This window comes from Streptomyces sp. NPDC050625 (assembly GCF_040654755.1).
Classification (GTDB): domain Bacteria; phylum Actinomycetota; class Actinomycetes; order Streptomycetales; family Streptomycetaceae; genus Streptomyces.
In genome coordinates, this window is record NZ_JBFAIQ010000022.1 from 25013 (window position 1) to 49290 (window position 24278).

A 24278-nucleotide genomic window follows, 5' to 3' on the forward strand; every position below is an offset into this window, starting at 1 on the left:
TTGACGGGTCGTCGGGTTCCGTTCCTCCGAACCGGTGGCCCCGCCGCCCGGTGTGCGGCCCTCGCGCCGCGTACGCTTGCCCGGGTGAACGCCACCGATCGCACCCCTGCCGACCTGCTGCGTTCCGCGCTCGCCGCGGATCCCGGACGCCCCCTGGTGACCTTCTACGACGACGCCACGGGCGAACGCGTCGAACTGTCCGTGGCCACCTTCGCCAATTGGGTGGCCAAGACGGCGAATCTGCTCCAGGGCGATCTCGCCGCCGGGCCCGGCGACCGGGTCGCGCTGCTGCTGCCCGCGCACTGGCAGACGGCGGTGTGGCTGCTTGCGTGTTCGTCGGTGGGCGCGATCGCGGACGTGGCCGGTGACCCGGCGGCGGCCGATGTCGTCGTGAGCGGCCCGGACTCGCTGGAGGCGGCACGCGCCTGCCGCGGGGAGCGCGTCGCGCTCGCGCTGCGGCCGCTGGGCGGGCGCTTCCCGCAGCCGCCGGAGGGCTTCATGGACTACGCCGTCGAGGCGCCGAGCCAGGGGGACCGGTTCGCTCCTTTCGCGCCGGTGGATCCCGAGGAGCCGGCGCTGATCGTGGCCGGGGCGGAGTACACGGGGGCCGAGGTCGTGGAACGGGCCCGGACGGACGCGCCGTCGCTGGACCTGATCGGGCCCGGATCCAGGCTGCTCTCGGGGCTGTCGTACGACACGTGGGAGGGGCTGAGCGCGGGGCTGTACGCGCCGTTGGCCGTCGGCGGGTCCGTGGTGCTGTGCCGGCATCTGGACCGGCTGGACGAGGACGCGCTGGCCAAGCGGATCGAGAGCGAGCGGGTGACTGCGTCGCGTCACTGACGGGGGCGGTGGCGGTTTCCGGGCGAGTGTTTCCGGGCGGGTGCGGGTCCGTCGTGGCCGGTCGCGCGGTTCCCCGCGCCCCTGAGGAAGCCGCGGTCACCCGTAGCGAGAAGCGACAGTCACGCGTGCTGAACCGGGGAGCGACGGCTGTATCGCGGCTGCCGGACCGTCGTGGCCGGTCGCGCAGTTCCCCGTGCCCCCAGGGGAACCGCAGTCACCCGAATGGAGTAGTACCGGCCGCCTCGGCGCCCTGCCCCGGGCCATCGTCGTAGGAGCAGGACGACACGCTCGTACGCCATGAGGGGTGGCCCGCCCGTGACCGATGCTGCAGGTACACCTTCCTCGGGCACCCTCGGTCCCGGTACGGGTGCCTCAGCCACCGGTGACGGGCTCATACGGCGGCGCCGTCGGCGCTGGACACAGGGTGCCGCCCTGGGAGGGGCCTTCCTGTTGCTCGCGGCGGGCGGGGCCGGGTGGGCCGTGTACGCGAAGCTCAGCGGCAACATCACGGCCGACGAGGCGGCCGCGGCCGAGCTGGCCCGCTATGAGCGGGAGCGGCCCACCCCGCTGGTGCGCGGCGCGCAGAACATCCTGCTGATCGGGTCCGACACCCGCTCGGGCGCGGGCAACCGCAAGTACGGGCGGGACCAGGGGACGGAGCGGTCCGACACCGCGATCCTGCTGCACCTGGCGGCCGACCGGAAGAGCGCCACCGCGGTGTCCCTGCCCCGCGATCTGATGGTGCGCGTGCCGAGCTGCCTGCGGCCGGACGGCAGCCGCAGCGAGCCGACCTGGGCGATGTTCAACTACGCCTTCGCGGTGGGCGGTTCGGCGTGCAGCATCCGTACCGTGGAGAACCTGGCGGACATCCGGATCGACCATCATGTCGTCATCGACTTCAGCGGGTTCAAGGAGATGGTCGACGCCGTCGACGGCGTGCAGGTGTGTCTGAAGGAGCCCATCGACGACAAGGCCGCCAAGCTGAAGCTGCCCGCGGGAAGGGTCACGCTCGACGGCGAGCAGGCGCTCGGCTATGTGCGGGCCCGCAAGTCGCTCGGCGACGGAAGCGACACCGACCGCATGGACCGGCAGCAACGCTTCCTCGGGGCGCTGGTCAACAAGGTGCGGAGCGATGACGTACTGCTGAATCCCGTGAAGCTCTACCCCGTGCTGGACGCGGCGACCTCGTCGCTCACCACCGACCCGGAGCTGGCCAGCTTGCGCGGTTTGTACCAATTGGTGCGCGGGCTGCGGAACATCCCCACCGAACATGTGCAGTTCCTGACCGTTCCACGGGAGTCGTACGCCCATGACACCAATCGCGACCAACTGGTGGAGCCCGCGGCCGAGCGGCTCTTCTCGCGGCTGCGCACCGACAGGCCGGTGACCGTTTCCCCGAAATCAGCAACGAAGAGTGGCAATTCGGGCAGGGGTGGCAACGAGAAGAGCGACCCCTCCGCCGAACCCACATTTCACGGGACCACGGCCGCCGAGAACACCTGCGGGTAAAACGTGCGCCAAGACGACGAACTTTTGTTCCGAAGAATGAGGCGGATTGCCCGCTTGTAGGGACGTGGAATTTGTCACCGGCGTCACCCAACGCTGAACTGGGCGGATAGTGTGAGCGATCCGGTGCACCACGCCGCGAGCTCCGACCTGGGGTCGTGCACTGATTGACCGAGACCCGAGCGCCTTGAGGGGGGAAGGCGCCGCGTGGCCCCAACGGAGGATTCGGACAACCGTGGACGCGCAAGGCCGTGGGCGGGCGGACAACATCGATCCCGCAGACCAGTGGGTACTCAATCCGAGCACCGGTGAATACGAACTGCGACTGACTCCTTCCGCTCCGCAGTCGGCGGTCCCTGGCCCCCGTAGACCACGCAGTGGCGGCGGTTCGGCCGGCGGGGCGCGCGGGCGGAGGCCCGCGCCGAGGCGCGAGGAGTCCGAGACACCGAGCCGGGAGGTGCCGGCGCAGCGCAGGCGCCGGGGCGAGCCCGAGCCGCCGCCGGGGCGCCGCACCAGGCGGCCGGTGAAGACGAAGTCGAAGGCGAAGAAGATACTGCTGTGGACCGGCGGGATCATGGCCTTCGTCCTGGTCGCCGTGTCGGCCGCCGCCTACCTCTACATCCAGCACCTCAACGACAACATCACGTCGGTCTCCGACGACGGCGCGAGCACCGGTGGCTTCAGCAAGGACAAGGCGATCAACATCCTGCTGATCGGCACCGACAAGCGCACCGGCAAGGGCAACGAGGGCTACGGCGACGCCGGCAGCGTCGGTCACGCCGACACCAACATCCTGCTGCACCTGTCCAAGGACCGCTCGAACGCCACCGCGCTGAGCATCCCGCGCGACCTGATCGTGAACATCCCGGACTGCCCGACGAAGCAGCCCGACGGCTCCGAGAAGGTCATCCCGGGCACCGACAACGTCCGCTTCAACACCAGCCTCGGGCAGGACGGACGGACGCCCAGCTGCACCGTGCGCACCGTGACGGAGCTGACCGGGATCAAGCCGGACAACTTCATGGTCGCCGACTTCAACGCGGTCAAGACGCTGACCGAGGCGGTCGGCGGCGTCGAGGTGTGCCTGGGCAAGAACATCGACGACCCGGACTCGCACCTGAAGCTGTCGAAGGGCACCCACAACATCTCCGGCGAGCAGGCACTGGCCTTCGTACGGACCCGGCACGCCGTCGGCTTCGGCGGCGACCTGAGCCGGATCGGGCTGCAGCAGCAGTTCCTGAGCGCGCTGATGCGCAAGCTCAGCTCCAACTCGACGCTGAGCAGCCCGACGAAGATGCTGAAGCTCGCGGAGACCGGCACCAAGGCACTGACCGTCGACTCCCAGCTGGACAGCATCGGCAAGCTGAAGGACCTCGGTCTGGAGCTGGGCAAGCTCAACCCGAAGAACCTGACCTTCACGACGGTGCCGGTCGTGGACAACCCGGCCGAGAAGGTCAAGGCGACCGTCGTCCTCAACGACTCCAAGGCCCCCGCGGTCTTCCAGGCGATCAAGGACGATGTCTCCTTCAGTGAGGTGAAGAAGAAGCAGAAGGCCGCCAAGGACGCCCAGGCCGCCCGGCTCAAGGGCACCAAGGCCGACGCCTCCGAGGTGCGGGTGCGCATCCTCAACGGCGGGGCGGTGGCCGGCAGCGCGCAGGAGACCCTGCAGTGGCTGCAGAACGACGAGGGCGTGCTCAAGTCGGAGAACGCGGGCAACGCTCCGGCGGAGCTGAGCAAGACCACACTCGAGTACGCTCCCGACCAGGCGGCCCAGGCGCGCAGGCTGGCCGCCATCATGGGACTTTCCGGATCCGCGATGAAGCCCGGCAAGAGCGTGACCAACTCCCAGGGGCTGCCCGCGATGACGCTGACCCTGGGCAAGGACTTCAAGGGTGCGGGTGTGTCCCTCACCACTCCGACAAAGGCGCCGGATGTTGATAAGTCCACGGCAGACAAGGTGACATGCGCCAAGTAGGTAACCCTACGGGTCCCTCGTGCGTCTAACCCGACGCGGGAGGGACCCGTTGTCAGGCGCAGGGTGGGGAGGGCAGGCAGTTGGCGCAGAGCAGTGTGCGGGGGGAGGTTCCTGCGGTGGAGGACACCATGTCGCTCACACCGAGGGAGCCGAGCGCGGACGGTGGCGGACGGCACGGCGGAGGGCGGCGCAGAGGCGGTCCGGACGGGGGCCCGCCGCGGCGCAGACGGCGTGTGCTGCGCTGGTCGGCCACGGTGCTCTCGGTGGCGATACTCGGCACGGCCGGCGCCGGATACCTGTACTACCAGCACCTCAACGACAACATCCGCAAGGGCCAGCGCAGCAGCGGCGACTCCAAGGCGAGGAGGACCGAGCCCAACGCGGCCGGCCAGACGCCGCTGAACATCCTGCTGATCGGCTCCGACAGCCGTAACTCCGACGAGAACGTGAAGCTCGGCGGCAGCAAGGACAACCGCGGCAATCCGCCGCTCGGCGACGTGCAGATGCTCATCCATCTGTCCGCGGACCGCAAGAGCGCCGCGATGGTCAGCATTCCGCGGGACACCCGGGTCGACATCCCCAAGTGCACGGACCCCGGCACCGGCAAGACGTACCCGGCGACCAACGGCATCATCAACGAGTCGCTGGCCCGTGGCGGCGCCGGCTGCACGCTGGCCACCTGGGAGAACCTCACCGGGGTCTACATCGACCACTGGATGACGATCGACTTCGCGGGTGTGGTGCGGATGGCCGACGCCATCGGCGGCGTCGACGTCTGTGTGAAGCAGAACGTGTGGGACCACCCGACGGCCTCGGTGCCGGGAGGCTCCGGCCTGAAGCTGACGGCGGGCTCGCACAAGGTCAAGGGCAAGCAGGCCCTGCAGTGGCTGCGTACCCGGCACGCCTGGGGCAGTGACCTGATGCGCGCGCGGGCCCAGCACATGTACCTGAACTCGATGATCCGCACGCTGAAGCACCAGAACGTCTTCACCGACACCGGGCGGCTGACGGACCTGGCCGAGGCGGCCACGAAGTCCCTGCAGGTCTCCGAGGAGATCGGCACGGTCAAGAAGCTGTACGACCTGGGCATGGAGCTCAAGTCGGTGCCGACGGACCGCATCACCTCGGTGACGATGCCGAACGTCGCGGACCCGCAGAACGCCGACCACGTCGTGCCGGACCCCGCCAACGCCGACAAGGTGTGGCAGATGCTCCGTGACGACGTGCCGCTCGACAAGAACGGCAAGGCGTCCGGCGCGAAGAAGAAGACCGGCACGAGCACGCCCACCAGGACTCCCTCGGTCGACCCGGGCCGGCTCGGCGTGCAGGTGCAGAACGCCACCCGCACGGCCACCGAACTGCCGGTCGGCCGGCGGGCGAGCGCGATCGCCCAGGTGCTCGCGGGCAAGGGCTTCACCAGGGCCGCGGCGGACACGACGGCGACGCTGTCCGCGGACAAGACGGTGGTGCAGTACCCGAGCGCGGATCTGGAGGGTGACGCCCAGGCCGTCGCCAAGTCGCTGGGGATTCCGCTGAGTGCGGTGAAGAAGTCGACCGCCGTGTCGGGTGTCACCGTCGTCGTCGGCGCCGACTGGCGCACGGGCTCGGCGTACCCGAAGCAGTCCCCGCCGAAGGCCGGCGACCTGCCCAGTAACTCCGACGCCATCAACGGCTCGGACACCAAGCAGTGCATGGACGTCTACAAGGTCTACCAGTGGTAGTGCCGTCCGCGTAGCTCGCCCGGTGCCGGCGCCCGCCCCTGTCGCGGTGCGCCGGCACCGCGGTCTTCGTACGCACAGGGGGCTCATACATGTCTGCAGAACAATGCGGCGTGCCCGGGTGCTGAGGCCCGGCGCCGGTGGCAGGAGCGGGTGGGAGGGCACGCAGTGGTGCGGAGCAGTGTGCGCGGGGAGGTGCCCCCGCGCGAAGGGCTCGACGCGGCCGACGCGGTCGACGCGGCCGACGACGCGAACTTCCGCGCATCGCAGGGCCAGGACGTGCCGGGCGGTGCCCGCAGGCCGCGCGGACGGCGTGTGCTGCGCTGGACAGCGATGGTCCTGGCGGTGGCGGTGCTCGGCACGGCAGGCGCCGGATACCTCTACTACCGACACCTCAACGCCAACATGAAGAAGGACGAGCTCAACATCGGCGACGCCAAGGACCGTGCGGCCGAGTCCAGGGCGAACGCGGCGGGCCAGAAGCCGCTGAACATCCTGCTCATAGGCTCCGACGCGCGCAACAGCACGGAGAACCAGAAACTCGGCGGCGCCAAGGACACCTTCAACACGGCACCGCGCGCCGACGTCCAGATGCTGGTCCATGTCTCGGCGGACCGCACCAACATGTCGGTGATCAGCATGCCGCGCGACACACTGCTGCGGATCCCCAGGTGCACGGACCCCGACACCGGCAAGGTGTACGCGGCGAGCACCTCACTGGCCATGACGAACGACTCCCTGGGCCGCGGCGGCCCCGGCTGCACGGTGGCGACCTGGGAGAAGCTGACCGACATCCACATCGACCACTTCATGATGGTCGACTTCTCGGGCGTGGTGTCCATGGCGGACGCGATCGGCGGTGTCCCGGTGTGCGTGGACGCCGACATCTACTCGCACACCTCCTCCGGCCATGGCTCGGGCCTGAAGCTGAAGAAGGGCACCACCTCCGTCAAGGGCAAGCAGGCCCTGCAGTGGCTGCGCACGCGGTACGGCTTCGAGGACGGCAGCGACATCGCCCGGACCAAGGCCCAGCACATGTACATGAACTCGATGGTCCGCCGGCTGCGCGCCGACGCCACGCTCGGCAACCCCGGCAAGCTGCGCGCCCTGGCCGAGACGGCCACCAGGGCGCTGACGGTGGACACCGGCCTCGGGACCGTGACGCGGCTCTACGACCTGAGCAAGGAGCTGAAGAAGGTCCCCACCGGGCGCATCACCATGACGACGATGCCATGGGTGTACTCCTCGGACGGCAACCGGGTGCTGCCCAGGCCCACCGACGCGGCGAAGCTGTTCCGGCTGGTCCGCGAGGACATCGCGCTGGACGGCAAGGACAAGAGGAAGAGCACGAAGACCGAGACGTCCACCGACCCCGCCGCGGCGGACGACAGGATCGCCGTGCAGGTGCGGAACGGCACGCGGAGCGGCACCGAGGCCGCGGTCACCGGCCGGGCGGGCACGATCGCCCGGCTGCTCGTCGGCAAGGGCTTCGACCAGGCGGTCGCGGACACCTCCACGCTGCTCGGCGAGGACGAGACGGTCGTCCGCTACCCGAGCGCCGACCTGGAGGGCGACGCCCAGCGGGTCGGCAAGGCGCTCGGGATCCCGGCCACTCGGGTGAAGAAGTCGACGGACGTGTCCGGAGTCACGCTGGTGGTGGGCGCCGACTGGCGCTCGGGCACCGAGTACACGGCCACGGAGGACGACGACGAGACGCCGGAGTCGGCCGGCGCCCTCAACGGCGCGGACACCAAGGCCTGTATGCACGTCGACCCGGACTACACCTGGTAGTCCGGGCCGGAGCGGGTACGGCGGCGCTCAGTCGGCGGCGAGCACCGCCGGACGGCGGGACGCGATGACCCGCTTCGCCAGCGCCTTCGGGCTGGTCAGGAAGCCCCAGCCCCACGACATGTGCATGGTGGCGAGGGCCACGGGGATCTGCAGCCGGGCCTTCAGCGGCAGCCCCTTGCCCGCCGGGAGCGACCCCGCGACGATCGCCGCGAGATAGCCGCCGGGGATCACGAAGCCCAGCGGGGTCAGCGCCGCGCCGACCACGATGCCCGCCGCGATCGCGCACACCGCGGTCGGCGGGGCGAGGTAGCGCAGGTTGATGGAGCCTTCGTGGTAGCGGGCGACGACATGCCGCCAGCGGCCGTAGTCCTTGTACTGCTTGGCGAGCGCCTTCACGCTGGGCCGCGGCCGGTACGACACCCTCAGCTCCGGCGAGAACCAGATCAGCCCGCCGGCCTCGCGGATGCGGAAGTTCAGCTCCCAGTCCTGGGCGCGGATGAACTCCTCGTTGTAGCCGCCCTGCCGCTCAAGGGCCTCGCGCCGGAAGACGCCGAGATAGACGGTCTCGGCCGGGCCCGCCTCCCCGCCGGTGTGGAAGGCCGCGTTGCCGACGCCGATCTTCGAGGTCATCGCGGCCGCGACCGCGTGCTCCCAGTCGTTCTCGCCCTCGGCGTGCATGATGCCGCCGACGTTCTGCGCGCCGGTCTCCTCCAGGAGCCGTACGGCGGTGGCGATGTAGTTCGGCGAGAGCATGCCGTGGCCGTCGACGCGGACCACGATCGGGTGGCCGGAGGCCTTGATCGCAGCGTTGAGGGCGGCGGGCGTGCGGCCCGTCGGGTTCGGAACGGTGTGCACGCGCGGGTCTTCGCGAACGAGCTCGGCGGCGATCTCGTCCGTGCGGTCCGTGGACGGACCGAGGGCGATCACGACCTCCATGTCGCCGGCGTACTCCTGCGCGAGGATCGCTTGGACGGCTCCGCGCAGATGCCGCTCCTCGTCGAGGACGGGCATGATCACAGAAACGGCGGGGAGCCGCACGTCGGGCTTGGCGTTCATAGGGGGCTCACGTTACCGCGAACGGGGGACACCGTTGCGCGCCACCGGTCCACTGCCTCGGGCCGGAGATCGTATGGGCCTACGGTGCTCAGGATCCCACGTACGGCCCCGGGGCCACGGCCCGAGCGGAGGTTTCCCCATGCCCGCGACGCCGCCACGCTCCCCCGCACGGCCGCAGCGCCGTCCACAACCGCCCCGGCCGGCGCGTGCGCCGGTGCGGCCCGTACGGCGCAAGCGGCCGCGCTGGGCCATGCGGGCGGTGACGACCCTGTCCGTGGTGGTGCTCGCGTCCGCCGGGATCGGGCACGCGGTGGTCACCAGCCTCGACGCGGACATCGCCCGGGTCGACCCGTTCAGGGACATGAAGAACCGGCCGCAGGCGGGTCATGGCATGAACGTGCTGCTGGTGGGCACGGACGGCCGCGACAGGGTGACGGAGCAGGAGCGGCGCGAGTACCGGCTCGGCGGGGCGCCGTGCCACTGCACCGACACGATCATGATCGTGCACATCTCGGAGGACCGGGAGCGGGCCAGCGTGGTGAGCCTGCCGCGCGACTCGTACGCCGAGCTGCCCGAGCACGTCGACGAGACCACCGGCGCCCGCCACGGCCCGCACCCGATCAGGATCAACGCGGCGTACGCGGAGGGCGGGCCGCAGCTGACCGTGCGCACGGTCGAGAACATGACCCATGTGAAGATCGACCACTATCTGGAGGTCGACTTCACCTCCTTCATGAAGACCGTGGACGTGCTCGGCGGGGTCAGGATCTGTACGACGAAGCCGCTCAAGGACTCCTACACCGGGCTCGACCTGGCGGCCGGCACGCACACGCTGAAGGGCGGGGAGGCCCTGCAGTACGTCCGCTCGCGGCACATCGACGGGGCGAGCGACCTGGGCCGGATGAAGCGCCAGCAGCGGTTCCTGGCGGCGCTGATCGAGCGGGCGACCTCGTCCGGGGTGCTGCTGAACCCGCTGAAGTTCCGTGATGTGACACGGGCCGTGCTGGGGTCGGTGCGGGCGGACCGGGGCTTCGGCACCGACGAGCTGCTGGACCTCGGCCGTGCGATGCGGAACTTCTCCCCGTCGTCCTCCGAGTTCATGACGGTCCCGATCGGCCGGATGGGATACGTCGTGCCGGGCATCGGCTCGACCCTGAAGTGGGACGAGCCCAAGGCGGACCAGCTGTTCCGGTCCCTGCGCGCCGACAGGCCGCTGGCCGTGAACCGTCCGCCGCGCCTGCGGGCCGAGACGGTGGACGTGGCCCCGCAGCAGATCCGCGTGCAGGTGGAGAACGGCACCGGCACCGCGGGGCTGGCCAAGCGCGTCGACGCGGCCCTGGCCGCGACCGGCTTCGCCACCACCCACCAGCCCGCGACCTCGAAGGACCACTCCGTACGACGGACGGTGATCGTCTACGACCCCCGCTGGGACCGCTCGGCCAGATCCCTGGCGGCGGCGCTCCCGGGCAGTGAGCTGCGGGCGGAACCCGGGCGGGGGCCGCTCCTGAAGGTGATCGCCGGGTCCGACTTCAAGGACGTGCGCAAGGTGAAGCCGGAGGACCCGCCCGAGGCGGAGTCCCAGGCGGTGCGGGGCGACGAGGTGGTGTGCGGGGCATAGCGGCGGCCGCGGCCCGCCAAGACGTGGTGACGGCGTGCGGGCCGGTCAGTCCTCGTACCCCTGTGCCGCGCGCTTCTCGCGCAGTTCCTTGATCGCGTGGCGGCGGGCCAGGCGGTGGGTGCGGCGGATCTGGGCCTCCTGGTAGCGGCGCTTGTCGCGCTCGGTCTCCGGGAGGACCGGGGGGACCCGGCGGGGCTTGCCGTCCTCGTCGACCGCCGCGAAGACCAGATACGCGGAGCCGACCTGGGTGGGCGGGGCCGACTCGTTCCAGCGTTCCGCGAGGACTCGGACGCCGACCTCCATCGAGGTCCGTCCGGTCCAGTTGACCTGTGCCTTCACATGGACCAGATCGCCGACGCGCACCGGCTCCAGGAACGCCATCTCGTCCATGGACGCGGTGACGGCGGGGCCGCCGGAATGGCGCCCGGCCACGGCGCCCGCCGCGTCGTCCACCAGCTTCATGATCACGCCGCCGTGCACCGTGCCCAGCAGGTTGGTGTCGTTGTGGGTCATGATGTGGCTGAGGGTGGTGCGGGACGCCGAGGTGGGCTTGCCCGATATGTCCATTCCGTCCGCGTCTGCGGAGGAAACCTGGTCTGTCATGGCCCCCACCTTATGCCGAAGTGACATTCGGGGAATTTGTGTCAGCTTCGCAACAGCACTGCCCTGATTTTCCGATGTCCCTTGTAAGGGACACGGCCGCGCACTGCACACTGGGGCGCATGAACGATTGGCCCGAGGCATGGTCCGACGAGAACCGCGGCAACCGGTACGGACGCGGTAGCGCCAGCGCGCACCCCGAGGGCGCCCGCGTGATGCGCCAGGTCCGGCGCGGCCCGGCGACCCCGCCCGGGCAGGGCGGGTACGGCAACGGCGGCCGGCCCGCGCCGCCGTACGGCGCCGGGGTCCCGCAGCAGCCGTCGTACGCCGACGGCCAGGGATACGACGACGGCTACGACGACTACGACAGCGGCTACAACACCGGCCAGGTGTACGGCGGCGGTGGTTTCGTCCCCAACGACAACGACGTGGACCCGGACGTCGGCCAGTACCGGCCGCGGCCGAACTGGCGCAAGCGCATCAAGTGGACGGCGATCACCCTCGCCACCCTGCTGGTCGTCACATCCGTGGCGACCTACTTCTGGGCCGACTCCAAGCTCCACCGCGACGTCGACCTGTCGAAGGTCATCGACCGGCCGGAGACCGGCTCGGGCACCAACTACCTCATCGTCGGCTCGGACAGCCGCAAGGGCATGTCGTCCGCGGACAAGAAGAAGCTGCACACCGGCTCCGCCGAGGGCCAGCGCACCGACTCGATGATGATCCTGCACGTCGGCGACAACGGCGACACGCTGATCTCGCTCCCGCGTGACTCGAACGTCACGATTCCGAAGTTCCAGGGCTCGGAGTCCGGCAAGATCAGGGGCCCGCTCGGTACGAACAAGCTGAACGCGGCGTACGCGTTCGACGGCCCGACGCTCCTCGTGCGCACCGTCGAGTACAACACGGGCCTGCACATCGACCACTACGTGGAGATCGGCTTCGCCGGCTTCGCGAACATAGTCGACGCCGTCGGCGGCGTCGAGATCGACATCGACAAGGGCTTCAAGGACAAGTACTCGGGCGCGGACTTCAAGGCAGGCAAGCAGACGCTGAACGGCGAGGAGGCGCTGGCCTTCGTCCGCACCCGGCACGCCTTCGCGACCAGCGACCTCCAGCGCACGAAGAACCAGCAGAAGTTCCTGTCGGCCCTGGCCCACCAGGTCGCCACGCCGTCGACGGTCCTGAACCCCTTCAAGTTCTACCCGACCATGGGCGCGGGCCTGGACTCCCTGACCGTCGACAAGGACATGAGCCTGTGGGACCTGGCGTCGATGTTCTGGGCGATGAAGAGCGTCAGCGGTGGTGACGGCAAGTCCATGAACATGCCGATCTCCGGCTCTTCGGGCGGCAACCTCGTCTGGGACAAGGCGAAGGTGAAGACCCTGGTGGACGAACTGAAGAGCGACGCCCCGGTCACCGTCTCCGGCAATTAGGCCGTACCGGCCGCGAGGATCGCCACATGGGGAAGGGCCAGGTGCCCTTCCCCATCGGCGTATTCGGCGCTCAGTCGCTCGTACTCGCGCCTGATCCGTACGACCGTCTCCGCGTCCTGTGCCGTCACGACCAGCCCCACGGTGGCGACCCCGCCGGCCGCTCCACCCCACCACTCCTCCACCGTGGTCCGGTGGTTCCAGGTGTGCTCGGTGGCGTGCCCGTCGGTGAAGCCGGCCTCCGCCAGCAGTTTCGCGAGGCCCTCCGGAGTCCGGGTGAAGTCCTCGGCGGGGTCCAGGCGGGGCAGGTACGCGGGCGGTACGGCCCCGCCCTCGGCGCAGGCCCGGCCGAGCAGTTCCTGACCGGCGCCGCGGCGCGCGCCCCACAGCGTCAGGGCGATCCGCCCGCCGGGCTTCAGCACCCGGCGCAGCTCGGCGAGCGCGGCGCGCGGGCGGCCGACGTGGTTGAGTACGAAGTTGCCCACGGCGGCGTCGAACTCGCCGTCGGCGAAGGGCAGTTCGGGAAGGACCGCGACGCGCGCGACGATGCCGCGCTCCCGGGCCGCCGCCACCATCCCGGCGTCCGCGTCCACGGCGCACACCCGGGCCCCGCGCCCCAGCGCGGCCAGGGCCGCCGTACCCGTTCCGGTTCCGGCGTCGAGGACCCGTGTCCCCTCGGTCACCCCCGCCGCGTCCAGCAGCGCGTCGACCGGGTGCGCGCACAGCCGGCCGAAGCTGTCGGCGTACGCCGCGGCCCGCCCCTCCCACATGGCGCGTTCGGCGGCGTCGAAGGCAGCGGTCGCATCGGACGGGATACCCATGGGCACAGCCTGCCGCACAACGATCAAGGGCACCCGGCGGGGTGCCCCTGAACGGCGTCGGGCCGGCGTCACATACGTGCGCCCGCCATCGCGCGGCAGGTCTCGGCGCAGCGGCGACACGCCTCCGCGCAGCGCTTCATCTGTGGGTCGTCGGGCATGGCCATACACGCCTCGGCGCACATGTCGCAGGCCTTGGCACACATCGCGCACATCTCGGCGGACATGGGTGAGCGGCGCATCATCATGTCCGCGCACATACGGGTCGTCTCGGAGCAGTCCATGAGCGCGCGCATGATCTGCATCTGGGCCTGGCCGCCCATCTGCATGCAGCTGCTCATCGTCTCCTCGCACGTGGCGTGGCAGGACATGCAGGCCTCGACGCAGTCCTGCATCTCCTTGCTCATGGCGCTCATGGTTCCGGGCTGGGTCATGGCTCCTCCTGAGAGGGAGAGGGGCCCTGGGCGGGCCCCGTGTGCTTCCGTCCTACGCCCGACCGCCGGGTAGTGCCATTCGTACGACGGCTCCCTCCGACGGATCCCCGCACCCGACGAACGGAAGGCGCCCCGCGGGGCGCCTTCTCGAACTCCTGCAACTGCCGCTTACGGCAGGTTCCTCGCCATCACGATCCGCTGGACCTGGTTCGTGCCCTCGTAGATCTGGGTGATCTTGGCGTCGCGCATCATCCGCTCCACCGGGTAGTCCCGCGTGTAGCCGTAGCCGCCGAGGAGCTGGACCGCGTCCGTGGTGACCTCCATCGCCACGTCCGAGGCGAAGCACTTGGCGGCCGCGCCCTGGAAGGTGAGGTCGCGGTCGCCGCGCTCGGACTTGGCGGCGGCCGCGTAGGTCAGCTGGCGGGCGGCCTCGATCTTCATGGCCATGTCGGCGAGCATGAACTGGATGCCCTGGAAGTCGGCGATCGGCTTGCCGAACTGCTTGCGCTCCTGGACATAGCCCTTGGCGTAGTCGAAGGCGCCCTGCGCCACGCCGAGCGCCTGGGCGGCGATCGTGATGCGGGTGTGGTCCAGGGTCTTCATCGCGGTGGCGAAGCCGGTGCCCTCCTCGCCGATGATGCGGTCGGCGGGGATGCGGACGTTGTCGAAGTAGACCTCGCGGGTCGGCGAGCCCTTGATGCCGAGCTTCTTCTCCGGGGCGCCGAAGGAGACGCCCTCGTCCGACTTCTCGACGACGAAGGCCGAGATGCCCTTGGTGCGCCGGGACGGGTCGGTCACCGCCATGACGGTGTAGTACTCGGAGACGCCGGCGTTGGTGATCCAGCGCTTGACGCCGTTGAGGACGTAGTGGTCGCCGTCGCGGACCGCCTTCGTCGTCATGCCGCCCGCGTCCGAGCCCGCCTCCGGCTCGGAGAGGCAGTACGAGAACATCGCGTCGCCCTTGGCCAGCGGCGACAGGTACTTCTTCTTCAGGTCCTCGGACCCGGAGAGGATCACCGGGAGCGAACCCAGTTTGTTCACCGCGGGGATGAGGGAGGAGGAGACGCAGGCGCGCGCCACCTCCTCGATCACTATCACGGTGGCCAGGGCGTCCGCGCCCGCGCCGCCGTACTCCTCGGGTACGTGCACGGCGTGCAGGTCGCCCGCGACCAGGGCGTCCAGTGCCTCCTGCGGGAAGCGTGCCTCCTCGTCCACCGCGGCGGCGAACGGCGCGATCTTCGCCTCGACCAGCGAACGGACGGCGTCGCGGAGCATGTCGTGCTCCTCGGACGGGCGGTACAGGTCGAAGTCAGCCGATCCGGCCACGGTCTCTCACGCTCCAAAGACGCAGTGATACTGACGCTAATTACCGTTAAGTAACTGAAATTTTAAAGGGCCGCCCACGACCCGCCTACGTGAGCTTGGCGACAGCCGGGAAATTGCCCGGTGGGCGGCCCGACTATGCTCGGCTCCGCATCTGAGACGCACCCGATCTGGAGCACTCCATGAGCCTGAAGATCACCGTGATCGGCACCGGCTACCTCGGCGCCACGCACGCCGCAGCCATGGCCGAACTCGGTTTCGAGGTGCTGGGGCTGGACGTCGTGCCCGAGAAGATCGCGATGCTGGAGCGCGGCGAGACCCCGATGTACGAGCCGGGGCTCGACGAGCTGCTGCGCAGGCATGTCGCCGGTATCGAGGGTTCCTCCGGGAGACTCCGGTTCACCATGGACTGGGCCGAGCTGGCCGAGTTCGGCGATGTCCACTTCGTGTGTGTGAACACCCCGCAGAAGCACGGCGAGTACGCGGCGGACATGTCGTACGTCGACGCCGCCGTCGCCTCCCTCGCCCCCCATCTGACCGGCCCCGCGCTGGTGGTCGGAAAGTCCACCGTGCCCGTCGGCTCCGCGAACCGGCTCGCCGCCTACCTGGCCGAGCACGCGCCCGCCGGCGCCGACGCCGAGCTGGCCTGGAACCCGGAGTTCCTGCGCGAGGGCTTCGCCGTCGAGGACACCCTGCACCCGGACCGGATCGTGGTCGGCGTGCGCAGCGAGCGGGCCGAGAAGCTGCTCCGGGAGGTGTACGCCACGCCGATGAGCGAGGGCACGCCGTTCGTGGTGACCGACTTCCCGACCGCCGAGCTGGTGAAGACCTCCGCGAACTCCTTCCTGGCCACGAAGATCTCGTTCATCAACGCCATGGCGGAGGTGTGCGAAGCGGCCGGCGGCGACGTCGCCAAGCTGGCGGAGGCCATCGGGCACGACGACCGGATCGGCAAGAAGTTCCTGCGCGCCGGGATCGGGTTCGGCGGCGGCTGTCTGCCCAAGGACATCCGGGCGTTCATGGCGCGCGCCGGTGAGCTGGGCGCGGACCAGGCGCTGACCTTCCTGCGGGAGATCGACTCCATCAACATGCGCCGGCGCGGGCAGATGGTGGAGATGGCCCGGGAGGCGCTCGGCGGGGGTTCCTTCCTCGGCAAGCGGGTCGCGGTCCTCGGCGCCGCCTTCAAGCCCGACTCGGACGACGTCCGGGACTCGCCCGCGCTCAACGTGGCGGGCCAGATCCATCTGCAGGGCGGTCAGGTCACGGTGTACGACCCGAAGGGCATGGACAACGCCCGCCGCGTCTTCCCGACGCTGGGGTACGCCGACTCCGCGCTCACCGCCGTCCGGGGCGCCGACGTCGTACTGCACCTCACCGAGTGGCGGGAGTTCCGCGAGCTGGACCCGGCGGCGCTGGGCGAGGTCGTGGCGGCCCGGGTGATCCTCGACGGGCGCAACGCCCTGGACCCGGAGCACTGGCGGCGGGCCGGGTGGACGTACCGGGCGATGGGGCGTCCGACCGCCTGAGTCCCCGGAGACAGGGTGACGCCGGTTCGGCCGAGGCTCAGTCGGCCGAACCGGCGTCCTGTTGCATTCTGCACCACGGGACCACTGGATGGCCGATGAACCACCTGTGGGTTGCCGCTCCTTCGGCTACTGCTCCTTGGCGCGGTAGCGGCGCATCTTCGCGCGTGCTCCGCACACCTGCATCGAGCACCAGCGGCCGCGGCCGGCAGGGCTGCGGTCGTAGTACGCCCAGTGACAGGTGACGGCCTCGCAGGCCTTGAGCCGGTTCCAGGTGCCCGCCACCAGCGCCTCGGCGACGGCCGCGGCGACCCGGGACAGCAGCGGGGCCGCGTCGGCGGGGGCGAGGGCGGCGGAGCCGTCCCGCTCGTCGACCGCCACGTACAGCGGGGCGCGGGCCAGCAGCTCGCCGAGCGGGGTGACCTCGCGGTGCGGGGGGTGGCCGGCGTGGGCGAGCAGCGTGGCGCGCAGCGACTCGCGCAGTTCGCGGGCGTCCGGCAGGTCGTCCTCGGTGAGCCCGAGGCCGTCCCGGACCTCCGGTGTGTCGAGCGCGTCGCCACCCGACTCGAGGTCGAGCGTGTTCACCAGGGACTCGACCAGGGCCAGGCCTCCGGGGGCGGGCGATCTCTCACTCATGGCCGTGACGCTACCTCTCGGGAATTCCCTTGCGACGTTACCTCTCATGCGGCAGTATGCGGTAACGGTTACTGGTAAGCCGCTTCTATAGGTAACCCACTTCTACGTAACCCGATTCGAGGAGGAAGTCATGGCTCTCGCCAAACTGGGCGTCGTCGTCCTGGACTGTCCCGACCCGCGCGCGCTCGCCGGTTTCTACGCCGGCGTGCTCGGCGGCACCATCGAGGACCAGGGGGAGTGGGTGGACCTCAAGGTGTCCGGCGGGCAGGCACTGGCGTTCCAGGAGTCCCCCGGGTTCGTGGCGCCGAAGTGGCCCTCGTCCGACGGCTCGCAGCAGTTCCATCTGGACCTGGTGGTGGCGGACCTGGACGAGGCCGAGAAGGGGGTGCTGGAACTGGGCGCGAAGCCACTGGACGCGGCGGACCGCTCGCGCACCTACCGTGTGTACGCGGACCCGGCGGGGCACCCCTTCTGTCTGTGCCTCAGCTGAGCCAGGAGGAGTCCATGGAGCCGGTCGCCCGCTTCCGTTCCGTCGTCGTCGACTGCCCCGACCCGGTCGCGCTCGCCGGCTTCTACGCGGCGGTGGTGGGCGGCACGCCCCGGGTCGAGGAGGACGACTGGGTCGTCCTGGAGGCACCCGGTGTGCCACGGCTCGCCTTCAACCGGGCACCGGGGTACACCCCGCCCGAGTGGCCGCGCGCGGACCGGAACGCGCAGCAGTTCCATCTCGACCTGGACGCCGGGTCCACCTGGGAGGAGGTCGACGCGGCGCAGGAGAGGGTGCTGGCGCTGGGCGCCCGGCCGCTGGACCTGGAGGAGGGCGAGGACAAGGACTTCCGGGTGTTCGCGGATCCGGCCGGGCATCCGTTCTGCCTGTGCCGCATCGCCCGCCCCTGACCGGCCGTCCGGAGTACGCGCCCAGCCGTCCGGAGCACGCGCCGGACCGGTTCATCTCGCGCAGCAAGCGCGGCGGAGTCCGCCGGGCCCGGCATCGAGGTCGGTGACCGCGGAGTACGACGTCCCGGCAGGGCGGGGCAGCCGGACGCGCCGGCCGCCCCGCCCCCTCGGCGATCAGCCGTCCAGTTCTGCGATGGTCGCGTTGGACGGTGCGCGTGTCGTCTGGAGGTCTCGGGCCACGTCCTCCGCCGCGCCCAGTACCCGTACCGCGTTCTGCCAGGTCAGCTTGGCCAGGTCGGGCCTGGACCAGCCGCGGTCGAGGAGTTCCGCGATCAGGTTCGGGTAGCCGGAGACGTCGCCCAGGCCGTCGGGTGTGAAGGCCGTGCCGTCGTAGTCGCCGCCGATGCCGAGGTGGTCGATGCCGGCGACCTCGCGCATGTGGTCGAGGTGGTCGGCGACGGTCGACACCGTGGCGACCGGACGCGGGTTGCTCTCCTCGAAGGCGCGGTGCACCTTCATCGCCTCGGCGGTGGTGGCGAGGTGGTGGAAGCCGTGGGCACGCATGTTCTCGTCCGCCGCGGCCGTCCAGTCGACCGCCGCCTGGAGCACGAACTTCGGTACGAACGTCACCATCGCGACACCGCCGTTGACCGGCAGGCGCTCCAGCACGTCGTCCGGGATGTTGCGCGGGTGGTCGCAGACGGCACGCGACGAGGAGTGGGAGAAGATCACCGGGGCGACGGAGGTGTCCAGCGCGGCGTGCATCGTCGTCGCCGCCACGTGGGAGAGGTCGACGAGCATGCCGAGGCGGTTCATCTCCCGCACGACCTCACGGCCGAAGGAGGACAGGCCGCCGACGTTCGGCTCGTCCGTCGCCGAGTCCGCCCACGCGTTGTTGTCGTTGTGGGTAAGGGTCATGTAGCGGACACCGAGGCCGTACAGCCCGCGCAGCGTGCCCAGCGAGTTGGCGATCGAGTGGCCGCCCTCCGCGCCCATGAGCGACGCTATGCGGCCCTCGGCGCGCGCGGACTCCATGTCGGCGGCGGTCAGCGCGGGCGCCAGGTCGTCCGGGTAGCGCGCGATCAACTGCCGTACGCAGTCGATCTGTTCCAGCGTCGCCGGGACCGCGTCGGGCAGGTCCGAGCGGACGTACACCGACCAGTACTGCGCCCCGACGCCGCCCTCGCGCAGCCGCGGGATGTCGGTGTGCAGATGGGCGTTCTGGTGGGCGGCGATGTCACGGGCGTCGAGGTCGTAGCGGACCTGTTCGCGCAGCGCCCAGGGCAGGTCGTTGTGGCCGTCGACGACGGGGAACTCCCGCAGGAGTGCCCGGGCTTCCTCCGGTGAGGCCATCGCCGTCACTTCCCCGAGCCGAAGCCGAAGCCGCTCGCGCCCTCGACCTTGGCGCGCAGGCGCTTGCCCTTCTCGGTCGCCTGGTCGTTCAGTTCCTGCTGGAACTCCCGCATGCGGGTGAGGAGTTCCTCGTCCTGCGTGGCGAGGATGCGGGCCGCGAGCAGACCGGCGTTGCGGGCGCCGCCCACCGAGACGGTGGCGACGGGGACACCGGCCGGCATCTGCACGATCGACATCAGGGAGTCCATGCCGTCGAGGTACTTCAGCGGGACCGGGACACCGATGACCGGCAGCGGGGTGACCGAGGCGAGCATGCCGGGCAGATGGGCGGCACCGCCCGCGCCCGCGATGATCACCTTCAGGCCGCGCTCCGCCGCCTGCTCGCCGTACGCGATCATCTCGCGCGGCATGCGGTGCGCGGAGACGACGTCGACCTCGTACGCGATCTCGAACTCGTCGAGCGCCTGGGCGGCGGCCTCCATGACGGGCCAGTCGGAGTCCGACCCCATGACGATGCCTACAACTGGGCTCATTCGGTGATGGTGCCTCTCAGGTAGCCGGCAGCGTGACGGGCGCGCTCCAGCACCTCGTCCAGGTCGTCGCCGTAGGTGTTGACATGACCGACCTTACGGCCGGGCTTCACGTCCTTGCCGTACATGTGGATCTTGAGCTGGGGGTCGCGGGCCATGCAGTGCAGGTACGCGGAGTACATGTCCGGGTAGTCGCCGCCGAGGACGTTCGCCATGACCGTCCATCTGGCGCGCGGACGCGGGTCGCCCAGCGGCAGGTCGAGGACCGCGCGGACGTGGTTGGCGAACTGCGAGGTGATCGCGCCGTCCTGGGTCCAGTGGCCCGAGTTGTGCGGGCGCATCGCCAGTTCGTTGACGAGGACGCGGCCGTCGCGGGTCTCGAACAGCTCGACGGCGAGGTGCCCGACGACGCCGAGTTCCTTGGCGATGGTCAGGGCCATCTCCTCGGCCTTCAGGGCGAGGGCCTCGTCCAGGCCGGGAGCGGGCGCGATCACGGTGTCGCAGACGCCGTTCACCTGCTGGGACTCGACGACCGGGTAGGCGACCGCCTGGCCGTGCGGGGACCGTACGACGTTGGCGGCGAGCTCGCGGACGTAGTCGACCTTCTCCTCGGCGAGGACCGGGACGCCCGCGCGGAACGGGTCGGTGGCCTCCTCGGCCGACTCCACGACCCACACGCCCTTGCCGTCGTAGCCGCCGCGGACCGTCTTGAGGACGACGGGGAAGCCGTCGCCCTCGGCCGCGAAGCGGACGACGTCCGCCGCGTCCGTCACGATCCGGTGCCGCGGGCACGGCACACCGATCGCATCGAGCTTCGCCCGCATGACGCCCTTGTCCTGGGCGTGCACGAGCGCGTCGGGGCCGGGGCGCACGGGGACACCGTCCGCCTCCAGGGCCCGCAGATGCTCTGTGGGTACGTGTTCGTGATCGAAGGTGATCACATCGCAGCCCCGCGCGAACGCACGCAGCGTCTCCAGGTCGCGGTAGTCGCCGATGACGACATCGCTCACGACCTGTGCCGCGGAATCCTGAGGGGTGTCACTGAGAAGCTTGAACCTGATGCCCAACGGGATGCCCGCCTCGTGTGTCATACGAGCGAGCTGACCCCCGCCGACCATGCCGACTACCGGGAACGTCACGCCCCCCAGGGTATCGGCCGTGCCGGCGCGGCCGGATTGCGCGCCTTCGAGCAGGGTTCTTACCCTGCGTTTCGCCACCTCTTGCCCTGCTTTTCCCTGGCTCTTTCCGATCTGATGCCGACCTGTGAGCCCGTCCGCAGGAAAGGCCGAAGTGCGCCGGTTAGCATGGCTGGGTTGACCGAACCTACGGACGGGGGCCTGCACGACCATGGAACATCGTTCCTCGGGGCTGCAACGACTCGTGCGCGAGGTGGCCAAGTTCGGCGCCGTCGGTGGCGCGGGACTTCTTGTCAATCTCGGCGTGTTCAACCTGGTACGCCACGTCACCGACCTGCCGGTCGTCAGGGCGAGCGTGATCGCGACCGTCGTCGCGATCATCTTCAACTACATCGGTTTCCGCTACTGGACGTACCGGGACCGTGACAAGAGCGGGCGCACCAAGGAACTCACGCTGTTCCTGCTGTTCAGCGTGGTCGGCCTGGTGATCGAGAACGGCGTGCTGTACGCGGCGACGTACGGGTTCGGCTGGGACACCCCGCTGCAGAGCAACGTCTTCAAGTTCCTCGGCATCGGCGTCGCGACGCTGTTCCGCTTCTGGTCCTACCGGAGCTGGGTCTTCAAGGCGCTTCCGGCCCGCGAGGCCGTCGCCAGCGCGGAGTCGTTCCTCGACGAGGGTTCCGCCGCCCGCCGGGCCACCCAGCGGGTGCCCTAGCCCTCCCTCGGGACCTGCCTGGCGGACCTGCCTAGCGGACCGTCGGACGGTCCCCGTCGTGCTTCCTGAGCGGGGGTGTGCGGGACAGGAACAGGCCGAAGACCGGGGGCTGGGCCTGGAGCAGCTCCAGGCGGCCGCCGTCCGCCTCCGCGAGGTCGCGGGCGACGGCGAGCCCGATCCCCGTCGAGTTCCGCCCGCTGATCGTCCGCTCGAAGATACGGGCGCCTAGGTCGGCCGGCACCCCGGTGCCCTCGTCGGTGACCTCGACCACGGCCTGGTTGCCGGTGACCCGGGTGCGCAGGGCGACCGTGCCGCCACCGTGCATGAGCGAGTTCTCGATCAGCGCCGCCAGCACCTGGGCGACGGCGCCCGGCGTGCCGACGGCCCGCAGATGCCGCTTGCCGGAGCTGACGATCGCGCGGCCCGCGCTGCGGTAGGCGGGGCGCCACTCGGCGAGCTGCTGCTGGATGACCTCGTCCAGGTCGAAGGAGACGGCAGAGCCGGTCCGCGGGTCGCGGGCGTTGGTCAGCAGCCGCTCCACGACGTCCGTCAGCCGCTCCACCTGCGTCAGCGCGACGTTCGCCTCCTCCTTCACCGTGTCCGGGTCGTCGGTGAGGGTGATCTCCTCCAGCCGCATCGACAGCGCCGTGAGGGGCGTACGCAGCTGGTGGGAGGCGTCGGCCGCGAGCCGCCGCTCGGCGGTCAGCATGCGGCCGATGCGCTCGGCCGAGGAGTCGAGGACGTCGGCGACCCGGTCCAGCTCGGGCACGCCGTACCGCTTGTGGCGGGGCCGCGGGTCACCCGAGCCGAGGCGCTCGGCGGTCTCCGCGAGGTCGGTGAGCGGGGAGGCGAGACGGTTGGCCTGGCGTACGGCCAGCAGGACCGCGGCGATCACCGCGAGCAGCGCCACCGCACCGATGATCAGCAGCGTACGGCCGACCTCGCGCGTCACCGACGAGCGCGGCTCCTGCACGGTGACCGTCTCGCCCTCCTCGCCGGCCTGCGTGGCGTGGATGACGTCGCCCTCCGGCTTGACGCCCAACTCGATCGGCGCGCGGCCGGGGAGGCGGATCACCGCGTACTGCTCCTTGGCGACCTGGTCGCGCAGGATCTCGGCGTTGACGTTCTCCGCGCCGAGGATCCGGCTGTCGACGATGCTGGCCAGGCGCACCGCCTCGGAGTCCACCCGTTCCTGGGCGCTGTTGCTGATGGTGCGGGTCTCGACGATCACCAGGGACACGCCGAAGACCGCGATCACCACCAGGACGACGGCAAGGGTGGACTGAATGAGACGACGACGCACGGGGCCCTCCGGGCAGTGGCTCTACGACGACCAGTGTGCCTCGGGCATGCGGGCACACCGGTTCGGGGCAGCGCCCCGAAGGGGCGCGGGGAACTGCGCGACCAGCCCCCGACGGCCCGCAGCCGCGCCGCCACACGAGCCACAACGGCGTTACACGCGTAGTCGGCCAAGCCCAGCGGCAGCGTCTAGCTCTTCTCGAAGCGGAACCCGACCCCTCGCACGGTCGCGATGTAGCGAGGGTTGGCCGCGTCGTCGCCGAGCTTCTTCCGCAGCCACGAGATGTGCATGTCCAGCGTCTTGGTCGAGGACCACCACGTCGTGTCCCACACCTCGCGCATCAGCTGGTCCCGGGTGACGACCCGGCCCGCGTCGCGCACCAGGACCCGCAGCAGGTCGAACTCCTTGGCAGTGAGCTGGAGTTCCTCGTCACCCATCCACGCGCGGTGCGACTCGACGTCGATCCGCACGCCGTGCGTGGCCGGCGGCTGCTGCGGCTCGGCGGCGCCGCGCCGGAGCAGGGCCCGGACACGGGCGAGCAGTTCGGCGAGCCGGAAGGGCTTGGTGACGTAGTCGTCGGCGCCCGCGTCGAGGCCGACGACGGTGTCCACCTCGTCGGCCCGCGCGGTCAGGATGAGGATGGGCACGGTGTGGCCCTCGGCACGCAGCCGGCGGGCGACCTCCAGGCCGTCCATGCCGGGCAGGCCCAGATCCAGCACGACCAGGTCGACGCCGCCCTGCATTCCGGCGTCGAGCGCGGTGGGTCCGTCCTCGCGCACCTCGACCTCGTAACCTTCCCGGCGCAGGGCGCGGGCCAGCGGCTCCGAGATGGACGCGTCGTCCTCGGCGAGCAGTACACGGGTCATGAGGTGATGGTAGTCCGCCCGCCCGTAGTGCAGGGGTGTGATCGGCTGGCCGGATTCTTACCTTGGGGCACAGTGGTACGAACCTATGGCCGAGAGGTGCGACCCTAGGAGGGACCTTCGAAATCGGGTGCGCGGTTCCCGCGACACCTGTGATCCGTGTCTCAAGTCCTTCCATATCCGGCACTGTCCTGACGTACAGTGACTTGCAAC

22 protein-coding genes are annotated in these 24278 nt (G+C 70.3%); 11 read left to right on the forward strand and 11 right to left on the reverse strand.

The genetic code is table 11. The features are described 5' to 3' along the window. Window positions 1-84 precede the first annotated feature (84 nt). The 5 genes from AB0I54_RS34615 (at window position 85) to AB0I54_RS34635 (ending at window position 7830) form a co-directional block, all read left to right on the forward strand. Window positions 85-840 (forward strand): TIGR03089 family protein, encoded by a 756-nt coding sequence (locus AB0I54_RS34615; RefSeq protein ID WP_363300214.1) that lies wholly within the window; start codon window positions 85-87, stop codon window positions 838-840. Window positions 841-1155: 315 nt separating this feature from the next. Further along, window positions 1156-2349: an LCP family protein gene (locus AB0I54_RS34620; RefSeq protein WP_363300215.1), complete on the forward strand. Its 1194-nt coding sequence runs from the start codon at window positions 1156-1158 to the stop codon at window positions 2347-2349. 232 nt (window positions 2350-2581) lie between these two features. Beyond that, on the forward strand, window positions 2582-4321 hold the full coding sequence (locus AB0I54_RS34625) for an LCP family protein (protein WP_363300216.1): 1740 nt from the start codon (window positions 2582-2584) through the stop codon (window positions 4319-4321). Window positions 4322-4449: 128 nt separating this feature from the next. Next, window positions 4450-6042, forward strand: a complete 1593-nt coding sequence (locus tag AB0I54_RS34630; RefSeq protein ID WP_363300217.1) for an LCP family protein — start codon at window positions 4450-4452, stop codon at window positions 6040-6042. Between the two features lie 330 nt (window positions 6043-6372). Continuing rightward, on the forward strand, window positions 6373-7830 hold the full coding sequence (locus AB0I54_RS34635) for an LCP family protein (protein ID WP_363300319.1): 1458 nt from the start codon (window positions 6373-6375) through the stop codon (window positions 7828-7830). A 27-nt stretch (window positions 7831-7857) separates the two neighbouring features. Here AB0I54_RS34635 and AB0I54_RS34640 read toward each other — a convergent pair whose 3' ends face one another. Further along, window positions 7858-8886 (reverse strand): glycosyltransferase family 2 protein, encoded by a 1029-nt coding sequence (locus tag AB0I54_RS34640; protein WP_363300218.1) that lies wholly within the window; start codon window positions 8884-8886, stop codon window positions 7858-7860. 139 nt (window positions 8887-9025) lie between these two features. Between AB0I54_RS34640 and AB0I54_RS34645 the strand changes: the two genes are divergently transcribed. Then, window positions 9026-10504: an LCP family protein gene (locus AB0I54_RS34645; RefSeq protein WP_363300219.1), complete on the forward strand. Its 1479-nt coding sequence runs from the start codon at window positions 9026-9028 to the stop codon at window positions 10502-10504. A gap of 45 nt (window positions 10505-10549) precedes the next feature. Here the strand turns inward: AB0I54_RS34645 and AB0I54_RS34650 are convergent, their stop codons facing one another. Then, on the reverse strand, window positions 10550-11107 hold the full coding sequence (locus tag AB0I54_RS34650; RefSeq protein ID WP_363300220.1) for an acyl-CoA thioesterase: 558 nt from the start codon (window positions 11105-11107) through the stop codon (window positions 10550-10552). A gap of 119 nt (window positions 11108-11226) precedes the next feature. Here AB0I54_RS34650 and AB0I54_RS34655 point away from each other — a divergent pair, with 119 nt between their 5' ends. After that, the gene (locus tag AB0I54_RS34655) at window positions 11227-12540 is read left to right on the forward strand and encodes an LCP family protein (protein ID WP_363300221.1); all 1314 of its coding nucleotides are present in this window, start codon (window positions 11227-11229) and stop codon (window positions 12538-12540) included. Here the strand turns inward: AB0I54_RS34655 and AB0I54_RS34660 are convergent. The 3 genes from AB0I54_RS34660 to AB0I54_RS34670 all read right to left on the reverse strand — a co-directional run bounded on the left by AB0I54_RS34660 (window position 12537) and on the right by AB0I54_RS34670 (window position 15064). After that, window positions 12537-13358 carry a class I SAM-dependent methyltransferase gene (locus tag AB0I54_RS34660; protein ID WP_363300222.1) on the reverse strand — a complete coding sequence of 274 codons (822 nt, stop codon included), beginning with the start codon at window positions 13356-13358 and terminating at the stop codon, window positions 12537-12539. The genes AB0I54_RS34655 and AB0I54_RS34660 overlap by 4 nt on opposite strands. A 68-nt stretch (window positions 13359-13426) precedes the next feature. Further along, window positions 13427-13789 carry a four-helix bundle copper-binding protein gene (locus AB0I54_RS34665; RefSeq protein WP_363300223.1) on the reverse strand — a complete coding sequence of 121 codons (363 nt, stop codon included), beginning with the start codon at window positions 13787-13789 and terminating at the stop codon, window positions 13427-13429. 168 nt (window positions 13790-13957) lie between these two features. Next, window positions 13958-15064 carry an acyl-CoA dehydrogenase family protein gene (locus tag AB0I54_RS34670; RefSeq protein WP_363300320.1) on the reverse strand — a complete coding sequence of 369 codons (1107 nt, stop codon included), beginning with the start codon at window positions 15062-15064 and terminating at the stop codon, window positions 13958-13960. 230 nt (window positions 15065-15294) lie between these two features. Between AB0I54_RS34670 and AB0I54_RS34675 the strand changes: the two genes are divergently transcribed. After that, complete coding sequence (locus tag AB0I54_RS34675; RefSeq protein ID WP_363300224.1) at window positions 15295-16638, forward strand: UDP-glucose/GDP-mannose dehydrogenase family protein; 1344 nt, start codon at window positions 15295-15297, stop codon at window positions 16636-16638. Between the two features lie 126 nt (window positions 16639-16764). Here the strand turns inward: AB0I54_RS34675 and AB0I54_RS34680 are convergent, their stop codons facing one another. Continuing rightward, window positions 16765-17271, reverse strand: coding sequence for a CGNR zinc finger domain-containing protein (locus AB0I54_RS34680; RefSeq protein WP_363300225.1), 507 nt, complete (start codon window positions 17269-17271; stop codon window positions 16765-16767). A 130-nt stretch (window positions 17272-17401) separates the two neighbouring features. Between AB0I54_RS34680 and AB0I54_RS34685 the strand changes: the two genes are divergently transcribed. Next, window positions 17402-17761 (forward strand): VOC family protein, encoded by a 360-nt coding sequence (locus AB0I54_RS34685; RefSeq protein ID WP_363300226.1) that lies wholly within the window; start codon window positions 17402-17404, stop codon window positions 17759-17761. A 14-nt stretch (window positions 17762-17775) separates the two neighbouring features. Next, window positions 17776-18168, forward strand: coding sequence for a VOC family protein (locus AB0I54_RS34690; RefSeq protein ID WP_363300227.1), 393 nt, complete (start codon window positions 17776-17778; stop codon window positions 18166-18168). 174 nt (window positions 18169-18342) lie between these two features. Here the strand turns inward: AB0I54_RS34690 and AB0I54_RS34695 are convergent, their stop codons facing one another. The 3 genes from AB0I54_RS34695 to AB0I54_RS34705 are packed head-to-tail and all read right to left on the reverse strand — an operon-like array spanning window position 18343 to window position 21190. Beyond that, window positions 18343-19521: a dipeptidase gene (locus tag AB0I54_RS34695; RefSeq protein WP_363300228.1), complete on the reverse strand. Its 1179-nt coding sequence runs from the start codon at window positions 19519-19521 to the stop codon at window positions 18343-18345. A gap of 5 nt (window positions 19522-19526) precedes the next feature. Then, window positions 19527-20054 (reverse strand): 5-(carboxyamino)imidazole ribonucleotide mutase, encoded by a 528-nt coding sequence (gene purE / locus AB0I54_RS34700; protein WP_363300229.1) that lies wholly within the window; start codon window positions 20052-20054, stop codon window positions 19527-19529. Beyond that, on the reverse strand, window positions 20051-21190 hold the full coding sequence (locus tag AB0I54_RS34705; protein ID WP_363300230.1) for a 5-(carboxyamino)imidazole ribonucleotide synthase: 1140 nt from the start codon (window positions 21188-21190) through the stop codon (window positions 20051-20053). Before AB0I54_RS34705 ends, purE begins: the two co-directional genes overlap by 4 nt. 208 nt (window positions 21191-21398) lie before the next feature. On the opposite strand from AB0I54_RS34705, the gene AB0I54_RS34710 reads away from it, so the two are divergent. After that, on the forward strand, window positions 21399-21902 hold the full coding sequence (locus tag AB0I54_RS34710) for a GtrA family protein (RefSeq protein WP_363300231.1): 504 nt from the start codon (window positions 21399-21401) through the stop codon (window positions 21900-21902). Window positions 21903-21933: 31 nt separating this feature from the next. Here AB0I54_RS34710 and AB0I54_RS34715 read toward each other — a convergent pair whose 3' ends face one another. Both AB0I54_RS34715 and AB0I54_RS34720 read right to left on the reverse strand, forming a co-directional pair. Beyond that, window positions 21934-23205, reverse strand: coding sequence for an ATP-binding protein (locus AB0I54_RS34715; protein WP_363300232.1), 1272 nt, complete (start codon window positions 23203-23205; stop codon window positions 21934-21936). A gap of 185 nt (window positions 23206-23390) precedes the next feature. Then, on the reverse strand, window positions 23391-24068 hold the full coding sequence (locus tag AB0I54_RS34720; RefSeq protein WP_018566970.1) for a response regulator transcription factor: 678 nt from the start codon (window positions 24066-24068) through the stop codon (window positions 23391-23393). Window positions 24069-24278 lie beyond the last annotated feature (210 nt).